Raw genomic sequence first — 17,219 nt, 5'->3', positions numbered from 1 at the left:
GTGTCCAGAACCGCGACGTCGGCGATGCCGGCCGAGGTCAGCTTATGTGCGATGCGTGGTGCCCCGGCGCCGAGGACGATGACCTGCGCCGGGCTCACAGAAACCTGGTGCGCTTCCAGCTGCGACGGGCGATCGGGCCCAGCAATCCGATCTCGGTCAAAAAGGCTGCGAGTGGGGCGAACCCGGCGCGTTGCATCTCATGGCGGTGCGGGCTGCTGCGCGCCAGCGCCTTTGCTCGGTGCGGGTCGAGTCCGGTCCGAGCGTAGGGAATCGGATTGCTGAACAGGAAACGGAAAAAGTACCCGCCGAGGCCGTTGATGTTGGCCATGAACCACTTATTGAATCGCGGCATCGTCTGGACTCGCTTGCGGGCGCCGTCGCGCGCGAACTGAATGTGGCGGGCCTCCTCGGTGACGTGAATCCGCATGAGGCGCTGGATAATTGGCTGTAGTTCCGGGTCATCCATCATCTGGCGCTGCAGCGAATCGAAGATTTCTTCACCGATCAGGGCGGCGATCCACAACATCGAACCGTGCTGAAAAGCCAGCGGCAGGCTGTTGATGATCCACCGGTGCAACAGCCGCGGGCGTACAGGTTTGGCGCCGATGCGCTCGATTGCCTTGCCGAACATCACCATGTGCCGGGTTTCATCGCCCAATTCGGTGAGCTTGTAGTGCGTGGACCGGCTGGTCGGGTCCTCGTACAGGATGGTGCGCAACAACGATTGATTGAGCATGTTCTCGAACCAGATTCCGGCCGAGAGCGTGTTGACCAGTTCCTGACGCGACAGCTCGATCTGTTGTTCCCGGGTCATCTCGTCCCACATCGGGGTGTTGTAGAGCGAGACCAGCCGGGGCGGGAGATAGAACTTGTCAGGATCCAGCGGGGCGTCCCAGTCGATGTCGACGGCCGGTTCGTAGGACTTCTTCACCGAGCCCTTGAGCAGCCGCTCCGAGAACTCTTCACGGCTCGGTCCACTCGGTCTCACCGCGGTGGTCATCGGCGCCGCTCCCCCCCGCAAGCGGGAGGTGCCCCCACCTCATCGCTTGCGCTCTGCATCGTCGCTGCGCATGTCATGGGCGCCGCTCCATCCTCATCGAAGTGAGTCCAAACGGTACCCATGGTACTGGGTACTTTTGGTCCCGGCCAGGTGTTCGAGGTTGCGATTCGGCTCGGATTAGGCAGTGTGGCGGGCAACAAGCATAGGAGGCGGCCGTGGGTAGGCATATTCACGTGATCGGCATCGGCGCCGGGGACCCCGAGTATGTGACCGTCCAGGCGATCGAGGCGCTCAACGACACCCAGGTGTTTTTCGCGATGGACAAGGGCGAGGTCAAAAGCGATCTGGTCGGGCTGCGACGGCAGATCTTGCGCCCGGTTCATCCGCGAGCCCGGCTATCGCTTCGTGCAGCTACCCGACCCGAAGCGCGCGAATCCCGGCGACCGGCAGGGGCCGATTACCGCGACGCGGTCTCGGACTGGCACGCGGCGCGGACCCGCCTTAGGGCCACGGCCATCGCCACCGAGCTGGCCCGACGGCGTGGGCGCCTTTCTGGCCTGGGGCGATTCGTCACTCTACGACAGCACGATGCGGATCCTTGACGCGGCTGCGGCCGAGGTCGAGTTCACCTTCGATGTCATCCCGGGGATCACCGCCGTCCAGGCGCTGACGGCGCGCCACCGCATCCCGCTCAACGAGGTCGGCGAACCCGTTCTGAATCACTACCGGCCGTCAATTGCGCGCCCACGGACTGGCGGGTGCGGCGGTGGTGATGCTCGACGGGGACTGCTCGTTTGCGAGCTGCCCGCCTGAGACCCTTATCAGGGGGCGCCTACCTCGGTACCACGACGAATTGCTGGCGGCCGGCACCGTCAGCGAGGCAGGGTCGCGCATCCAGGCATTGTGCGCCGACGCCCGCGCCCGGCAAGGCTGGATCATGGACCTATTTACTGCAGGTTTACTGCAGGCTCGCTAAGGGCGTACCGATTGAGCGCCGATGGACACTGCGCGGTTGGGATCGGCAAACTGGGTGTGTGCCCGAACTGCCCGAAATCGAAGCGCTGATGGACCACCTGCGGCGCCATGCCGTCGGTTCGACCATCGGCCGCGTCGACGTCGCTGCGCTGTCGGTGCTGAAAACCTTCGATCCACCGATCAGCGACCTGCACGGGCTGACGGTGACCGCGGCCAGCCGGTGGGGCAAATACCTGGGTCTGCAAGCCGGAAACCTGCTGTTGATCGCGCACCTGTCACGGGCGGGCTGGGTGCGCTGGTCGGACAAGTTGGCCGCGGCGCCGCTGCGACCAGGTAAGGGACCCATCGCACTGCGCGTCCACCTGGGCCCGCCCGGCGAGGCACCCGGCTTCGACCTCACCGAGGCCGGCACCCAGAAGCGGCTGGCGGTCTGGCTGGTCCACGACCCGGAGCATGTCCCCGGCATCGCCGCCCTGGGGCCCGACGCCCTGGACCTGAGCGCCGACGATCTGGGCGGGCTGCTGTCCGGCAACAGCGGGCGGATCAAGACCGTCATCACCGACCAGAAGGTGATCGCCGGCATCGGCAATGCGTACAGCGACGAAATCCTGCACGTGGCCAAGATCTCGCCGTTCGCCACCGCGGGAAAACTCACTGGCGGACAGACCGTCACCCTGCACGACGCGATGATCTCGGTGCTGACCGATGCGGTGAACCGGTCCGTCGGCCAGGGCGCCGCGATGCTCAAAGGCGAAAAGCGCTCCGGGCTGCGGGTGTACGCGCGCACTGGGCTGCCGTGCCCGGTCCGCGGGGACACCGTGCGGGAAGTGTCGTTCGCGGACCAGTCATTTCAGTACTGCCCGACGTGTCAGACCGGCGGCAAGATCCTGACCGATCGTCGGATGTCCCGGCTGCTCAAGTAGCCGATTGTCGCCCGGACGTGACATCTGTCGATATGCTGCCCGGATGACTTGCCGCAAGATTCTAATCACGGGTGCCAGTGCCGGGTTGGGCGCCGGGATGGCGCGGTCCTTTGCGGCCAAGGGGCGCGACCTGGCGCTGTGTGCCCGTCGGACCGACCGGCTCGACGAGCTGAAAGCAGAGCTGTGGCAACGGTATCCGAACATCAAGATCGCGGTCGCCGCGTTGGACGTCAACGACCACGAGCAGGTGCCGAAGGTCTTCGCCGACCTCCGCGGCGAGCTCGGCGGCGTCGATCGGATCATCGTAAACGCCGGCATCGGCAAGGGTGCGGTGTTGGGCTCCGGTAAGTTGTCGGCCAACAAGGCGACCATCGAGACCAACCTGGTGGCCGCGCTGGTGCAGATCGAGTCGGCGCTGGAGATCTTCACCAAGGCTGGCGCGGGGCACCTGGTGCTCATCTCGTCGGTGCTCGGCAATACCGGTGTCCCGGGCGTCAAGGCCGCCTACTGTGCGAGCAAGGCGGGCCTGCGGTCGCTGGGTGAGTCGCTGCGCGCGGAATACGCCAAGGGGCCGATCAAGGTCACGGTGATCGAGCCGGGCTACATCGAGTCGGAGATGACCGCCAAGTCGACGAGCACAATGCTGATGGTGGACAACGAAACCGGCGTCAAGGCCATGGTTGCCGCCATCGAACGCGAGCCCGGTCGGGCCGTGGTGCCGCGGTGGCCGTGGGCGCCGCTGGTTCAGCTGATGCGGGTGCTGCCGCCGCAGCTGACCAAGCCGTTCGCCTGATCCGCGCCGGGTGCGCGACACAGGTCAGTGCGCTACCGGCGTGTAATGTGCTGCTTCAAGTAGTTGAATTCGGGCTTCCCGTAGGTCGCCAGGCGTAATTTGAGCAAGCCGATGACGTATGCGTCGGTGAGGTGTCGCGCAACACGGGGATCCATCTGACCTGGCTCACGGCGTTGGACCGTCCGATGATGAACGGCGCGGTGAGGGCCACGCGCAGCAGATCGGTCGGGCCCATCGAGCGCCCATCGCCTCGGCGATCTCGCGATCGCCATTGCAGAAGGTACGGACGAAAGTGAGCTTGCTGAAACTCTTTTCGACTGCTTCGGCGCACCGGTCGAACAGCGTGGAACCCGTCGCGCAGCAGGGTCGAGCGCGCGTGCAGGACGTGGATGATGTCGGCCGGCTCCGAGGGGCGGCAGTTCCTCCGGCAGGCCGAGCAGAAAGCAGCGATACCTGGACATGGCAGCGACCTCCGGCTAACTAACACTGTGTGTGAGTAATACTCACAAGTTGTTAGTTATGCTGTTAAGCATGGCTGCGGGCATCTCGAAGCGCCGGATGTCGGCCGAAGAACACCGCAAGCAGAACCTCGATGTCACGCACGCGATCGTGGACGCCGGAGGGTTTCACGCCGCCGCCACGCCTAACCGCATCGCCGCGGCGGCAGGCATCAACCGGTCGCTGCTCTATCAGCTGCTCGGCGACCCGGCGGGGCTGTTCGTCGCGCTGATCGACCGCGAAGCGGCGCGGGCCAGGGCCCAGTTCGCCGAGGCGATCGCCGGATTGGACTCCGGCCGCCGACGAGCGGGCGTTCGTGCTCGCATTCGACGGTGACGGTGTGCTGGCCGCGGTCGACGCCCACCCGGCGACCGCGGCTGCACCTGTCCGATCCGCAGACCGCGACGGTGAAACACCTGCGCACCTTTGTGCGGCGACTGGGCTCCGAGGTGATCAGCCACTCGGGGTGAGCGGCTAGCTCACCCGCCCCCGTTCGGTCCGGTAGCGACGGACCAGGGCATCGGTGGAGCTGTCGGACTGGGGTGCGGGGGAGCCGTCGCTGGTCAGCACCGGCAGCAGCGCCTTGGCCTGCGTCTTGCCCAGCTCCACTCCCCACTGGTCGAAGGAATCGATTCCCCAGATCACGCCCTCGGTGAAAACCTGGTGCTCGTAAAGTGCGGTCAGCTGGCCCAGCACCGATGGCGTAAGCCGTTCGGCCAGAATCGAAGTCGACGGCCGATTGCCGGGCATCACCTTGTGCGGCACCACCGCAGCGGGGGTGCCCTCGGCGGCGATTTCCGCGGCGGTCTTGCCGAACGCCAGCACCTGGGTCTGTGCGAAGAAATTGCTCATCAACAGGTCGTGCATGCTGCCATTGCCTTCGGCGGTGGGCAGGTCGTCGGTGGGTTGGCTGAATCCGATGAAATCGGCCGGTATCAACCGGGTTCCCTGATGCAATAACTGGTAAAAAGCATGCTGTCCGTTGGTTCCTGGCTCGCCCCAATAGATTTCACCGGTATCGGTGGTGACCGGCTTGCCGTCGGCGTGCGTCGATTTGCCGTTGGACTCCATGGTCAGCTGCTGCAAATAGGCGACAAATCGGGCCAGGTCGTTGGAATACGGCAGCACGGCGCGTGATTGCGCGCCCATGAAATTGGAATACCAGAGGCCGATAAGGCCAAGCAGGACAGGCGCGTTGGATTCCAGCGGGGCGGTTTTGAAGTGCTCGTCGACAATGTGGAATCCGGACAGGAAATCCGCGAAGCCCTGCCGTCCGATCGTGGCCATCAGCGACAGCCCGATCGCCGAATCGACAGAGTAGCGCCCCCCGACCCAATCCCAGAAACCGAACATGTTGTCGGTGTTGATGCCGAAGTCGTAGACCAGGCGTTTGTTCGTCGACACGGCCACGAAGTGCTTCGACACCGCGGCATCGCTCAGCGCGTCGGTCACCCAGCGGCGCGCGGCCGTCGCGTTGGTCAGCGTCTCCAGCGTGGAGAAGGTCTTGGAGGACACGATGAAAAGCGTTGTGGCGGGGTCTAAATCGGCGAGCTTGGCGATCAGGTCGGCGGGGTCGACGTTGGATACGAATCGGGCCGAAATTCCCGCGTCCACGTAATGGCGCAATGCCTGGTGCACCATCACCGGACCCAGGTCGGACCCGCCGATGCCGATGTTGACGACGGTACGGATGCGCTCGCCGGTGGCGCCTGTCCATTCGCCGCTGCGCAACCGGTCGGTGAAGTCGCCCATCGCGTCCAGCACCTGGTGCACATCGGCGACGACGTTTTGGCCGTCGACGATCAGCTCGGCGTCCCGAGGCAGCCGCAGCGCGGTGTGCAGCACCGCGCGATCCTCCGAGGTGTTGATGTGCACGCCGGCGAACATCTGATCCCGACGCTCTTCGAGATTGGCCGCGCGGGCCAGGTCCAGTAGCAGCCGCAGCGTCTCCCGGGTGACCCGGTGCTTGCTGTAGTCGATGTACAGGTCGCCGACCGTGATGGTCAGCTCGCGGCCGCGATCCGGGTCGTCGTCGAAGAACTGGCGGAGGTGGGTCTTGCCGATCTGTTCGTGATGTCCACGTAAGGCGTCCCACGCCGGTGTGGCGGTGATGTCAGGGATGTTGAGTACGGAGGTCATGAACCGACCCTAGTGCTGACTCACGCCACCGAGCCAACGCTAGCGGACAGTCCGATTTACCGCGCAAATTAAAGAATTTGCGGCCGCGCAATCCTTGATTACGAGGACCGTTTAGTGGCCGAGGCGGCCGCGGCCCAGACGCAGCAACAGCATCGCCAAGTCCTTGCCCTCCGGGCCCAGCTCGCTGTAGCGCTGAATGACCTTCATCTCCCGGCTGTGCACCAGACGGGTACCCCCCGAAGCCATCCGGGCGCGGCCGATCTCCCGAGAAACTTCAGCTCGCTTGCGGACAGCGGCAAGAATCTCGGCGTCCAGCCGGTCAATCTCGAGGCGCAACTCTTCAATGTTCGCCAACTGTTCAATGTCGATCACCTCGACGCTCAATCCCTACACCCCCGTGTTATTTTGCGGTTCTTCTGTAGCTCTTGTTCGTTTTTGGCTTGAAAACGTTATCAGGCGTGTAAAAAGTTCAAGCCCTGCATCCGGAGGTTCAAGCCCTGCATCCGGAGGCACAGGGCCCTAACAACGACAGCTAGACCGTGGGCACCGTAGGACGGTACCCACGGAAAAATTGGCGGCGCCACTCGAGGATCGAGAGACGGCGATGGACTGTGCATTTGTCCATGCCAAGTTAGTGTGCCACAGCCGCGGACACGCGGGAGCAAAACGACGAGTTCGGCGGCATCACCTTGCTGGGCGGCTGTCGGAGGTTTTGGGAGGCCCCGGCCTGCGCCTTGTCGTCGGACGTTAGCGGTAAATTTAGATAGACATGACTGTGCACGCAACCGCCGCCACTGCCAGCGCCGAGGTAGAGCAGCTGCTCGACGGCTTGAATCCCCAACAGCGCCAGGCCGTGGTTCACGAAGGTTCGCCGTTGCTGATCGTGGCGGGTGCGGGCTCCGGCAAGACCGCGGTGTTGACGCGCCGCGTCGCCCACCTGATTGCCGCGCGCGGTGTCGGGGTCGGCCAGATCCTGGCCATCACCTTCACCAACAAGGCCGCCAACGAAATGCGGGACCGCGTGGTCAGGCTGGTCGGCAACCGCGCTCGCGCGATGTGGGTGTCGACGTTTCACTCGACGTGTGTGCGGATTCTGCGCAACCAGGCGTCGCTGATCCAGGGCCTCAATTCCAACTTCTCCATCTACGACGCCGACGACTCTCGGCGGTTGCTGCAGATGATCGGGCGCGACATGGGTCTGGACATCAAGCGCTACTCACCGCGACTGCTGTCCGTCGCGATCTCCAACCTCAAGAATGAGTTGATCGATCCGGACCAGGCCGTGTCCAATCTCACAGACGATTCCGACGACTTCGCCCGCACCGTCGCCTCCGTCTACGCCGAGTATCAGCGGCGGCTGCGGGCGGCCAACGCGTTGGATTTCGACGACCTGATCGGGGAGACTGTTGCGGTACTGCAGACGTTCCCGCAGACCGCCCAGTACTACCGGCGCCGCTTCCGCCACGTCCTGGTTGACGAGTACCAGGACACCAACCACGCTCAATACGTGCTGGTGCGGGAACTGGTCGGGCGCACCGCCGGTGGGGGCCTTGGCGAGGGTGCCGACGCGCCGGGCCAGGATGTGCCGCCGGCGGAGTTGTGCGTGGTCGGCGATGCTGACCAATCGATCTACGCCTTCCGCGGCGCCACCATTCGCAATATCGAGGAATTCGAACGCGACTACCCGGACGCGACCACTATTCTGCTCGAGCAGAACTACCGTTCTACGCAGAACATTCTGTCGGCGGCCAATTCGGTGATCGCGCGTAATTCGGGACGCCGCGAGAAGCGGCTGTGGACCGATGCAGGCGAAGGCGAGTTGATTGTTGGTTATGTCGCCGACAATGAACACGATGAAGCGCGGTTCGTCGCCGAGGAAATTGACGCCCTCGCAGATCGCGGCGAAATCACCTATAACGATGTAGCCGTCTTCTATCGCACCAACAATTCGTCGCGGTCGCTGGAAGAAGTGTTCATCCGCGCCGGAATTCCCTACAAGGTCGTCGGCGGAGTGCGCTTTTACGAGCGCAAGGAGATCCGTGACATCGTGGCCTACTTGCGGGTGCTGGACAACCCCGGCGACGCGGTCAGCATGCGGCGCATCCTGAACACCCCCCGGCGCGGGATCGGGGATCGCGCCGAAGCGTGCGTGGCGGTGTACGCCGAGAACACCGGCGCCAGCTTCGTCGACGCGCTAGTGGCCGCCGCCGAAGGTAAAGTTCCGATGCTCAATTCCCGTGCGAAGAAAGCAATTTCGGGCTTTGTCGAGTTGCTCGACGAGTTGCGCGGCTGCCTCAGTGATGACCTCGGCGATCTCGTCGAATCGGTGCTGGAACGCACCGGGTACCGCCGGGAGCTGGAGTCCTCAACCGATCCGCAGGAGCTGGCCCGGCTGGACAACCTGAACGAACTCGTCAGCGTCGCACACGAATTCAGTATCGACCGGGCGAACAGCGTCGCGCTCGACGAGTCCGGGGAGTACCCCAAGGACGAGGACGTACCCGAAACCGGGGTGCTGGCAGCATTCTTGGAGCGGGTATCGCTGGTCGCCGACACCGACGAAATCCCCGAGCACGGCGCCGGCGTGGTGATCCTGATGACGTTGCACACCGCGAAGGGGCTGGAGTTCCCGGTGGTGTTCGTCACCGGCTGGGAGGACGGCATGTTCCCGCACATGCGGGCCCTCGACGATCCCACCGAACTTTCGGAGGAACGGCGGCTGGCCTACGTGGGGATCACCCGCGCCCGGCAGCGGCTGTATGTGAGCCGGGCAATTGTGCGGTCTTCCTGGGGGCAACCCATGCTCAACCCGGAATCGCGTTTTCTGCAAGAGATTCCGCAGGAACTGATCGAATGGCGGCGCACCGCACCGACACCGTCCTATAGCGCACCGGTGAGCGGGGCGGGGCGGTTCGGAACGCTCCGCGTCTTGCCCACCCGCTCCGGGGCGGGCAAGCGCCCCCTGCTGGTGTTGGCACCCGGCGACCGGGTGACCCACGACAAATACGGGCTGGGCCGGGTCGAAGAGGTTTCCGGCGTCGGCGAATCGGCAATGTCGCTGATCGACTTCGGCAGTTCCGGCCGGGTCAAGCTGATGCACAACCACGTGCCGCTGAGCAAGCTCTAGCGGCGCCGGACTCGTCCGATCACATTCTCCGCTCGCCCCTTGATTTCCGGTGCAAACGCGAGCACCACGCTGGCGATCGGCAAGACCCACAGCGTGTACACGATCCACGCGACGTAGGCGCCCGCGATGAACACGCCGCCGTAGGTCAGGATCGCGACCACCGCGCCCGCCGCGATGAGGTGGCGTCCCACCAGACGATCCCGCAGCAGCATGATCACCCCGGAGATCGTGGTCGACGCGAACACCAGGGCCAGGAACGCGATCGCGATGCAAAACAGCCGATCGGTCTGCCACCAGCCGGCGATCAAATCGGTGACCACCACCGACGTAGCCCAGCCGCTGACGATGCTGAACCGCACACGCGGCGATCTTCGTCCGCGCCACCGGGTCGCCAACGGGGCGGTCAGCCAGGCCGCCGCGCACGGCCGCGCGGGTGTCGCCAAGAATCGGCGTGACCCGCGGGATGTGGGTGGTCGGCGATTCGGGGATGGTGGGCAGTGGCCCGGTCGGGGCACGCCGGATGATCCGTGTTCGTGAATCCGACGGCGGCTCAGCGGCTGGTGGGTGGTTCGGCGCGGTCACCTCATCCAGCGTAATTGCCGACGAAAAGTCCCCGCTTGGCCAGCCACGGCACCGGGTCGATCCGTTCGGTGCCGCCCCGCAGCACCTCGAAGTGCAGGTGCGGACCGGTTGAGTTGCCCCGGTTGCCCATCGTGGCGATCTGATCGCCGGCCATCACCCGCTGGCCCACGCTGACCAGTGCGGTATTGATGTGGCCGTACAGGGTGACCGTGCCGTCGGCATGGCGCAGCTTGACCCACATGCCGTAGCCGGCGGTCGGGCCAGCGTCGATCACCACACCGTCGGAGACGGCGAGGATCGGCGTTCCGATCGAGTTGGCGAGGTCGATCCCGGCGTGCAGGACGCCCCAGCGATAGCCGAAGTTCGACGTGAAGATCCCGTGGGTAGGCATGACATACAGCGGCTGTTGCAGCCGTGCCTCGCGCTGCGCGCGGTCGTTGGCGAAGGCCACGCCCTTGGCGAGCTCCTGATTGTGCAGCGCCGCGCTGCCCGCCGGCTGCACGGCGATCACCTGGGCGCCGCGGCTGGGGTTGCCGCTGGACCCGCCGGTCAGCGCTGAGGCGTTGGCGGTCAACACCGTTTCGGCATTGGTGGTGTCGGAGTGGCTGGTCGCGGTGTGCGCGGCAGCGGCCGCCGCGCCGGCGGCCATCGCCGAGATCAGCAGGCGGCCGCGGGCCGCACTGGTCGGCTGCTTGCGGTGCTGCCCACCCCGCCGCAGCGTGCCGAACACTTCCGTTGTCTCCGCGTCGGTGGGTGGCGCGGCGACGTCGACCGTGTTCGCGAACCGCAGCACCACCCCGTCGGCGGGGGCGGCTAGCCGCAGTGGGGTCAGATCGTCGATGTCGTCCAGGTCGTCGAGCTCGGGCGCCAACAGCACCCGGGCCTCGTAATCGAAGGGGGGGTTATTACTGAGGTCCAGCTCGGCGAGCTCGACGGAGTCCACGAATTCGAGATCGTCGAAGTCAAAGCCGTCTAGCGGCAAAATTTCGGTGACTTCGTTGCGGTGAGGTTGAGTCCAGCAGTCGCGGTGGTGTCGACCAGCTTCCGACGACGCAGGAGAACGAACAAGACTGCGCTGGGACAACCTGGAATGTCCTCGTATCGTGACCATAACGTTATCTGGACACTGAGACGGTATCCGTTGAGCGATCCGGCTGGCAACCTCGGCCGGATTGTGAGCTGTATCACACTTAACACCTGACCGGTGTGTCGTGACCTGCACCACATCGGTGGATGCGGCGGTAGGGCCCGTTTACGGGGTGGATAAAGTTCCACCGTGCGAGTAGCCGAATCCGGCGTCGCCCAGCTGTAGGCCTTGCAAGCAACTTGAGCGAAGACAGTGAGTTCATGGACCTTTTCGAGTATCAAACGAAAGAACTGTTCGTTAAGCACAACGTACCGACCTCGCCCGGCCGGGTGACCGACACCGCTGAGGGCGCCAAGGAGATCGCGACCGAAGTCGGCGCCCCCGTGATGGTCAAGGCGCAGGTCAAGGTCGGCGGTCGCGGCAAGGCCGGTGGCGTCAAGTACGCCGCGACGCCTGACGACGCCTACGAACACGCCAAGAACATCCTCGGTCTGGACATCAAGGGCCACATCGTCAAGAAGCTCTTGGTGGCCGAGGCCAGTGAGATCGCCGAGGAGCACTACGTCTCCTTTCTGCTCGATCGCGCCAACCGCACCTACCTGGCGATGTGCTCGGTCGAGGGCGGCATGGAGATCGAAGAGGTGGCCGCCACCAAGCCCGACCGGCTGGCCAAGGTCCCGGTGAACGCGGTCAAGGGTGTCGACCTCGCATTCGCCCGCTCCATCGCTGAGCAGGGCCACCTGCCGGCCGAGGTGCTCGACGTCGCCGCGGTGACCATTCAGAAACTGTGGGAGCTCTTCGTCGCCGAGGACGCCACCCTGGTCGAGGTCAACCCGCTGGTGCGTACGCCGGACGACCAGATCCTGGCGCTGGACGGCAAGGTCACCCTGGACGCCAACGCCGACTTCCGTCAGCCTGGTCACGCCGAGTTCAAGGACCGCGACTCCACCGACCCGCTGGAACTCAAGGCCAAGGAGCACGAGCTCAACTACGTCAAGCTGGACGGCCAGGTCGGCATCATCGGCAACGGCGCGGGCCTGGTGATGTCGACGCTCGACGTGGTGGCCTACGCCGGTGAGAAGCACGGCGGGGTCAAGCCGGCCAACTTCCTGGACATCGGCGGCGGCGCGTCGGCCGAGGTGATGGCTGCCGGGCTGGACATGATTCTGAATGAGAAGCAGGTCAAGAGCGTGTTCGTCAATGTGTTCGGCGGCATCACCTCCTGCGACGCCGTCGCCAACGGCATCGTGACCGCACTGAAGATGCTCGGCGACGAGGCCAACAAGCCGCTCGTGGTGCGTCTCCACGGCAACAACGTCGATGAGGGCCGTCAAATCCTCGCCCAAGCCAACCACCCGCTGGTGATCCAGGCCGAGACCATGGACGCCGGCGCCGACAAAGCCGCCGAGCTGGCGAACAAGTAAGGAAGCCAAGCCATGTCGATCTTTTTGAACAAAGACTCGAAGGTCATCGTCCAGGGCATCACCGGCGGCGAGGGGACCAAGCACACCGCGCTGATGCTCAAGGCCGGCACCCAGGTGGTCGGCGGCGTCAACGCTTGCAAGGCCGGCACCACCGTGTCGCACGTGGACCCTGCCGGCAAGAACGTCGAGCTGCCGGTGTTCGGCTCCGTCACCGAAGCGATGAAGGAGACCGGCGCCGACGTGTCGGTCGTCTTCGTGCCGCCGAAGTTCGCCAAGGACGCGATCATCGAGGCCATCGATGCCGAGATTCCGCTGCTGGTGGTCATCACTGAAGGAATTCCGGTGCAGGACAGCGCCTATACGTGGGCTTATAACGTCGAGAAGGGTCAGAAAACGCGGATCATCGGGCCGAACTGCCCGGGCATCATCACCCCGGGTGAGGCGCTGGCCGGCATCACCCCGGCCAACATCAGCGGCTCCGGCCCCGTTGGGCTGGTGTCCAAGTCGGGCACCCTGACCTACCAGATGATGTACGAGCTGCGCGATTTCGGCTTCTCCACCCTCATCGGTATCGGTGGCGACCCGGTGATCGGGACCACCCACATCGACGCCATCGAGGCGTTCGAGAAGGACCCCGACACCAAGATCATCGTGATTATCGGTGAGATCGGCGGTGACGCCGAGGAGCGGGCTGCCGAGTACATCAAGGCCAACGTGTCCAAGCCGGTCGTCGGCTACGTTGCGGGATTCGCTGCCCCGGAAGGCAAGACGATGGGCCACGCGGGTGCCATCGTGTCCGGCTCGTCGGGCACCGCGGCTGCCAAGAAGGAGGCCCTGGAGGCCGCGGGCGTCAAGGTCGGCAAGACGCCGTCGGAGACCGCGGAGCTGGCCCGGGAGGTTCTGCAGAACCTGTAGGACCGCCGCGCGGGGCCCGGATTTGTCCGGGTCCCCGACTCTGCGGTAGCATAGTGGTTCTATGAATCTTGACCTGAACATCCCCGGCATCGTTCTATCTCGGGATGTCGTCGGTGGAGCTGGCGACCCAAGCGGCGCGGGCCGCTCTGCATGACTGCGGGGCCGACGCCACCGCCGTGGCCGCGGCCATCGATACCGTCGCCGCGATCCGTCAGTTCGAACTCTCCGGGCGCGCACCCCGGCGCCGATGGGGAAGTCCACGAACTATCCGCGCTCGGTGGCCAACCGCATCGGCGCCGCGTCTCCGCGCGCGGTTCTCGAACCCATCGGCGGTCAGGGCCCGCAGCATCTGGTCACCGAGTTCGCCGGCGTTATGACCGCGGGTGCGGCCGGGGTCGTGATGACCTTCGGCTCCGAAAACACTTCCAGCATCCGGTATTCCGCCGACCGGAAGAAGCCGGACCACTCCGACACGGTCGAAGGGCTGTTGGAGGACCGCGAGTTCGGCTACGAGGGCCTGTTCGACGACTACACCGTCGCGCACGGCCTGATCGGGGCCCCGGTCCAGTACGGCCTGCTGGAGAACGCACGCCGCGCCCGGCTCGGCCTGAGCGTCGCCGGATGGGCGAGCTGTTTGCCCCGTTCACCAAGGTGGCGGCGAAGAACCCGTTCGCGTCCGCCCCAGTGGAGCGCACCGTCGACGAACTCATCACCGTGACCGCTATCCAACCGGATGATCTGCGATCCACACGCGGCTGCTGGTGGCCCGCGACCAGGTCAACCAGGGTGCGGCCGCTGCAATACCTACTCACTGCACGCCATCGCCGAGACAGTCAGCGAAATGTGGGGACCTGCCAGGGCAATTCGGCCTCGTCGCGGCCAACAGCGGGATCATGAGCAAGTACTCTGTCGGGGTGTACTCGACCACGCCGGTGAACTGGAAGCCCGACAACAGCGCCGCACTGCGCGCCGAGGTCGCCTCCCGCCCGAAGATGCCGGTAGACCGTCAAGGCCGACGGCCGGGCAACCATCGAGACCTACACCGTGCGCTACGACTGGCCGGTGCGCACCGGCCTCATCATCGGCCGCCTCGACGACAGCAGCCGCTTCCTGGCGTTGACCGACGACCTCGACCTGGTCGGGTTGCTCAGCGACGGCGAGCCGATTGTGGTGCGGCCATCAGAGAAGGACAACCGGGCCGCGCTGGCCTGACCGTCACACCCTGGCGGCCAGCTTGCCCGCCAGCCGCTCGACGTAGGCGCCGACCTCGTCCTCGGACTTGTCCGGCAGACCGGACAGCACCTCGGTCACCCCGAGTTCGGACCAGTGCGCCAACTTCTCCGGCACCGGCTTGAAATCCGGCGCACGATCTGCGGGGCGCTGTCGTGGTCGGCCGCCGCCCAGGTGTCCTGCAATAACTTCACCGGTTCGTCGATATTCAAGTCACGCGACGTGGTGATCCAGCCGTCGGCGCTGCGCGCGATCCACTTTTCTTCTCGGTGCCCGCCGCACCCACCAGCACCGGGATATGCGACTGCACCGGCTTGGGCCAGGCCCAGCTGGGAACTTGACGAACTCGCCGTCGTATTCGGCTTCTTCCTGCGTCCACAGCCTGCATCGCTTCCAGGTACTCGCGCAGCATGGTGCGGCGGTGCGCCGGCGGCACGTTGTGGTCGGCCAGTTCGTCGGTGTTCCAACCGAACCCGACGCCCAGGCTGGACCCGGCCGCCGGATAGGTGATCCAGCGTGGCGATGCTTTTCGCCAGCGTGATCGGGTCGTGCTCGACGGGCAGCGCGACCGCGGTGGACAGCCGCACCCGCGAGGTGACCGCGCACGCCGCGCCCAGGCTGACCCACGGGTCCAGCGTGCGCATGTACCGGTCGTCGGGCAGTGATTCGTCGTCCGTCGTGGGATGGGCCGCTTCGCGTTTCATCGGGATGTGGGTGTGTTCTGGCATGTAATCATATAGTAACGTCGTGAAGCCGTGGTCGTCGGTGACTTTGGCCGCGGCGGCTGGGGTGATGCCACGATCACTGGTGAAAAGCACAAGGCCGTAATCCATACACAGAATTAGAACGTGTTCTACCTGTGCTGAGCAAGCGACCCCCCCGGTTGCCCACCCGCAGACGGGCCCCCAAGGCAGTCGCTCGTCGTCCCGCCCGGGGGTCGGTCGCTCCCGCGCCCTGCTCGAACGTGCGCTAGCGTGATTGATCGGTCGCGCGTAACGCAAGCGCCGGCGCGCCTTGGTCGTTACCGAGGGGCGACTCATGCAGGCATAGCGTCGCACTGCAGCAGTGACGTGGCGCCCGACGAGGTCTTGAAGGCACTGGAAGCAACAGGAGGAGTCATGACCTACTCGCCCGGGAATCCCGGATATCCGCAAGCGCAGCCACGCGGCTCCTACCCAGGCGCCTCACCGTCGTTCGCGAAGACCGACGACGGGGAAAGCAAGCTTCCGCAGTACGTGAACATCGCGGTGGTGGTGCTCGGCTTCGCGGAGTATCTGTTGAACTTCGGGCCGACATTCGTGCTAAGCGCCGACCTCGGTCCGGCGTCCGGTGGGCGCGCCGGCGACGCCGGCACCGCGGTTCTGGTGGCTGTGCTCGCCGCGCTCCTCGCGGGGCTGAGCCTGCTGCCGAAGGCGAAGGACTACTCGGGCGTCGTCGCGGCCGTCGCCGTGCTGGGGGCACTGCTGTCGATCTCAGAGGTCATCAATACCCCGGCGGGATTCGCGGTCGGCTGGGCCATGTGGCCGTTGGTGGCCTGCAGCGTGCTGCAGGCGATCGCCGCCATCGTGGTGCTTCTGTTGGAGGAGGGCGTCATCACGCTGCCGCCGCCGCGGCTCAAGTACGACCCGTACGCGCAGTACGGCCAATACGGTCAGTACGGCCAGCAGTACGGGGGCCAGCAGCACGGTGGTTACTACGGTCAACAGGGGCCGCAACAGCACAACCCGCAGGGTTACGGATCGCAATACAGCGGATACTCCTCGAGCGTTCCGACGCAGAGCGCGATCCCGACGACCGGCGGATTCGGTGCCCAGTCGGCTCAGTCCGCCGCCCAGCCGGCAGCGTCCCAACAGGGTTCGTCCACGCCGCCGACCGGCTTCCCGAGCTTCAGCCCACCGCCGTCGGCCGGCGGAACGTCCGAGCAAGGTGGTGACCAGCCTTCGTCTGGCTCTGGGCCGGCCTCGGCCTGACCGAGGGCTCTCGCGCCTCGTCGGGCACGGCCGCCAGAAGTGAACAGGCTGTCAGAAAGCGAGGACAACCGGGCAGCGGGTGCCCGCCAGGCGCGGGACCTGGTTCGGGTTGCGTTCGGCCCTGCCGTCCTGGCACTGATCATCATCGCCGCGGTCACGTTATTGCAGCTGCTGATCGCGAACAGCGACATGACCGGCGCGCTGGGCGCGATCGGCAGTATCTGGCTGGGCGTGCATGCGGTACCGATCTCGATCGGCGGCCGCGAGCTGGGCGTATTGCCGCTGCTCCCAATCCTGTTGATGGTGTGGGCGACCGCGTGCACCACCGCGCGGGTCACCACACGGTGCTCGTCCTGGCTGGTGATTCGTTGGGTCGTCGCGTCCGCGCTGGGCGGGCCGCTGTTGATCGCGGCGATTGCCCTGGCGGTGATCCACGACGCCTCGACGGTATTGACCGAGCTGCAGACACCCGGCGCCCTGTGCGCGTTCGCCAGGGTCCTGGCGGTGCACGCGGCCGGGGCGGCGATCGGGGTGGGGTCCCGGGTCGGCCGGCGGG

Annotated in this window: 15 protein-coding genes and 5 pseudogenes; 13 read left to right on the top strand and 7 right to left on the bottom strand. The window is 65.5% G+C overall.

Annotated features, from left to right (window positions below):
- Positions 1-94 precede the first annotated feature (94 nt).
- A complete protein-coding gene (locus FQ389_RS12065; protein ID WP_144207972.1) occupies positions 95-1,000 on the bottom strand; it encodes an AurF N-oxygenase family protein in 906 nt (301 codons plus the stop codon).
- A 215-nt stretch (positions 1,001-1,215) separates the two neighbouring features.
- Between FQ389_RS12065 and FQ389_RS20045 the strand changes: the two genes are divergently transcribed.
- The 7 genes and pseudogenes from FQ389_RS20045 to FQ389_RS18040 all read left to right on the top strand — a co-directional run bounded on the left by FQ389_RS20045 (position 1,216) and on the right by FQ389_RS18040 (position 4,659).
- The gene (locus tag FQ389_RS20045) at positions 1,216-1,602 is read left to right on the top strand and encodes an SAM-dependent methyltransferase (RefSeq protein ID WP_260860703.1); all 387 of its coding nucleotides are present in this window, start codon (positions 1,216-1,218) and stop codon (positions 1,600-1,602) included.
- Entirely contained in the window at positions 1,589-1,813 is a 225-nt protein-coding gene (locus FQ389_RS20040; protein ID WP_260860702.1) for an SAM-dependent methyltransferase, read from the top strand. Before FQ389_RS20045 ends, FQ389_RS20040 begins: the two co-directional genes overlap by 14 nt.
- Before the next feature lie 221 nt (positions 1,814-2,034).
- Positions 2,035-2,277: pseudogene (locus tag FQ389_RS20035) on the top strand (DNA-formamidopyrimidine glycosylase family protein); the annotation flags it as partial.
- A 132-nt stretch (positions 2,278-2,409) separates the two neighbouring features.
- Entirely contained in the window at positions 2,410-2,898 is a 489-nt protein-coding gene (locus FQ389_RS20030) for an Fpg/Nei family DNA glycosylase (RefSeq protein WP_407662866.1), read from the top strand.
- Positions 2,899-2,941: 43 nt separating this feature from the next.
- Complete coding sequence (locus tag FQ389_RS12050; protein ID WP_144207966.1) at positions 2,942-3,691, top strand: SDR family oxidoreductase; 750 nt, start codon at positions 2,942-2,944, stop codon at positions 3,689-3,691.
- 531 nt (positions 3,692-4,222) lie between these two features.
- The gene (locus tag FQ389_RS12040) at positions 4,223-4,525 is read left to right on the top strand and encodes a hypothetical protein (protein WP_260860701.1); all 303 of its coding nucleotides are present in this window, start codon (positions 4,223-4,225) and stop codon (positions 4,523-4,525) included.
- A 2-nt stretch (positions 4,526-4,527) separates the two neighbouring features.
- Positions 4,528-4,659, top strand: coding sequence for a hypothetical protein (locus tag FQ389_RS18040; protein ID WP_260860700.1), 132 nt, complete (start codon positions 4,528-4,530; stop codon positions 4,657-4,659).
- A 4-nt stretch (positions 4,660-4,663) separates the two neighbouring features.
- On the opposite strand, the gene pgi is transcribed toward FQ389_RS18040, so the two are convergent.
- Together pgi and FQ389_RS12030 are read right to left on the bottom strand one after the other, a co-directional pair.
- The gene (pgi, locus tag FQ389_RS12035) at positions 4,664-6,328 is read right to left on the bottom strand and encodes a glucose-6-phosphate isomerase (protein ID WP_144207963.1); all 1,665 of its coding nucleotides are present in this window, start codon (positions 6,326-6,328) and stop codon (positions 4,664-4,666) included.
- A 111-nt stretch (positions 6,329-6,439) separates the two neighbouring features.
- Entirely contained in the window at positions 6,440-6,712 is a 273-nt protein-coding gene (locus tag FQ389_RS12030) for a chorismate mutase (protein WP_144207960.1), read from the bottom strand.
- A gap of 385 nt (positions 6,713-7,097) precedes the next feature.
- Here FQ389_RS12030 and pcrA point away from each other — a divergent pair, with 385 nt between their 5' ends.
- Complete coding sequence (gene pcrA, locus FQ389_RS12025; protein ID WP_144207957.1) at positions 7,098-9,455, top strand: DNA helicase PcrA; 2,358 nt, start codon at positions 7,098-7,100, stop codon at positions 9,453-9,455.
- Here pcrA and FQ389_RS21270 read toward each other — a convergent pair.
- A pseudogene (locus FQ389_RS21270) lies at positions 9,452-10,037 on the bottom strand (hypothetical protein). The gene pcrA and the pseudogene FQ389_RS21270 overlap by 4 nt on opposite strands.
- 1 nt (position 10,038) lies before the next feature.
- The gene (locus FQ389_RS12015) at positions 10,039-11,121 is read right to left on the bottom strand and encodes a M23 family metallopeptidase (protein WP_407662864.1); all 1,083 of its coding nucleotides are present in this window, start codon (positions 11,119-11,121) and stop codon (positions 10,039-10,041) included.
- Between the two features lie 263 nt (positions 11,122-11,384).
- On the opposite strand from FQ389_RS12015, the gene sucC reads away from it, so the two are divergent.
- From sucC to FQ389_RS12000, 3 genes and pseudogenes are all read left to right on the top strand, one after another.
- Positions 11,385-12,548, top strand: coding sequence for an ADP-forming succinate--CoA ligase subunit beta (gene sucC, locus FQ389_RS12010; protein WP_144207951.1), 1,164 nt, complete (start codon positions 11,385-11,387; stop codon positions 12,546-12,548).
- Between the two features lie 12 nt (positions 12,549-12,560).
- On the top strand, positions 12,561-13,463 hold the full coding sequence (sucD, locus tag FQ389_RS12005; RefSeq protein ID WP_144207948.1) for a succinate--CoA ligase subunit alpha: 903 nt from the start codon (positions 12,561-12,563) through the stop codon (positions 13,461-13,463).
- Positions 13,464-13,567: 104 nt separating this feature from the next.
- A pseudogene (locus tag FQ389_RS12000) lies at positions 13,568-14,675 on the top strand (hypothetical protein).
- Between the two features lie 226 nt (positions 14,676-14,901).
- On the opposite strand, the gene FQ389_RS22490 reads toward FQ389_RS12000, so the two are convergent.
- Together FQ389_RS22490 and FQ389_RS22485 are read right to left on the bottom strand one after the other, a co-directional pair.
- Positions 14,902-15,129 (bottom strand): LLM class oxidoreductase, encoded by a 228-nt coding sequence (locus FQ389_RS22490; RefSeq protein ID WP_407662865.1) that lies wholly within the window; start codon positions 15,127-15,129, stop codon positions 14,902-14,904.
- A 109-nt stretch (positions 15,130-15,238) separates the two neighbouring features.
- Positions 15,239-15,421 (bottom strand): annotated as a pseudogene (locus FQ389_RS22485) (LLM class F420-dependent oxidoreductase); the annotation flags it as partial.
- 390 nt (positions 15,422-15,811) lie between these two features.
- Here FQ389_RS22485 and FQ389_RS11990 point away from each other — a divergent pair.
- Both FQ389_RS11990 and FQ389_RS11985 read left to right on the top strand, forming a co-directional pair.
- Positions 15,812-16,663 carry a DUF5336 domain-containing protein gene (locus FQ389_RS11990; RefSeq protein WP_144207944.1) on the top strand — a complete coding sequence of 284 codons (852 nt, stop codon included), beginning with the start codon at positions 15,812-15,814 and terminating at the stop codon, positions 16,661-16,663.
- 39 nt (positions 16,664-16,702) lie between these two features.
- Positions 16,703-17,219 (top strand): annotated as a pseudogene (locus FQ389_RS11985) (DUF6350 family protein); the annotation flags it as partial.

The organism is Mycobacterium tilburgii (assembly GCF_902168065.1).
Taxonomy (GTDB): domain Bacteria; phylum Actinomycetota; class Actinomycetes; order Mycobacteriales; family Mycobacteriaceae; genus Mycobacterium; species Mycobacterium tilburgii.
Note: the sequence above shows the minus strand (reverse complement) of the source record. Positions and strands in the feature narration are given on the sequence as shown.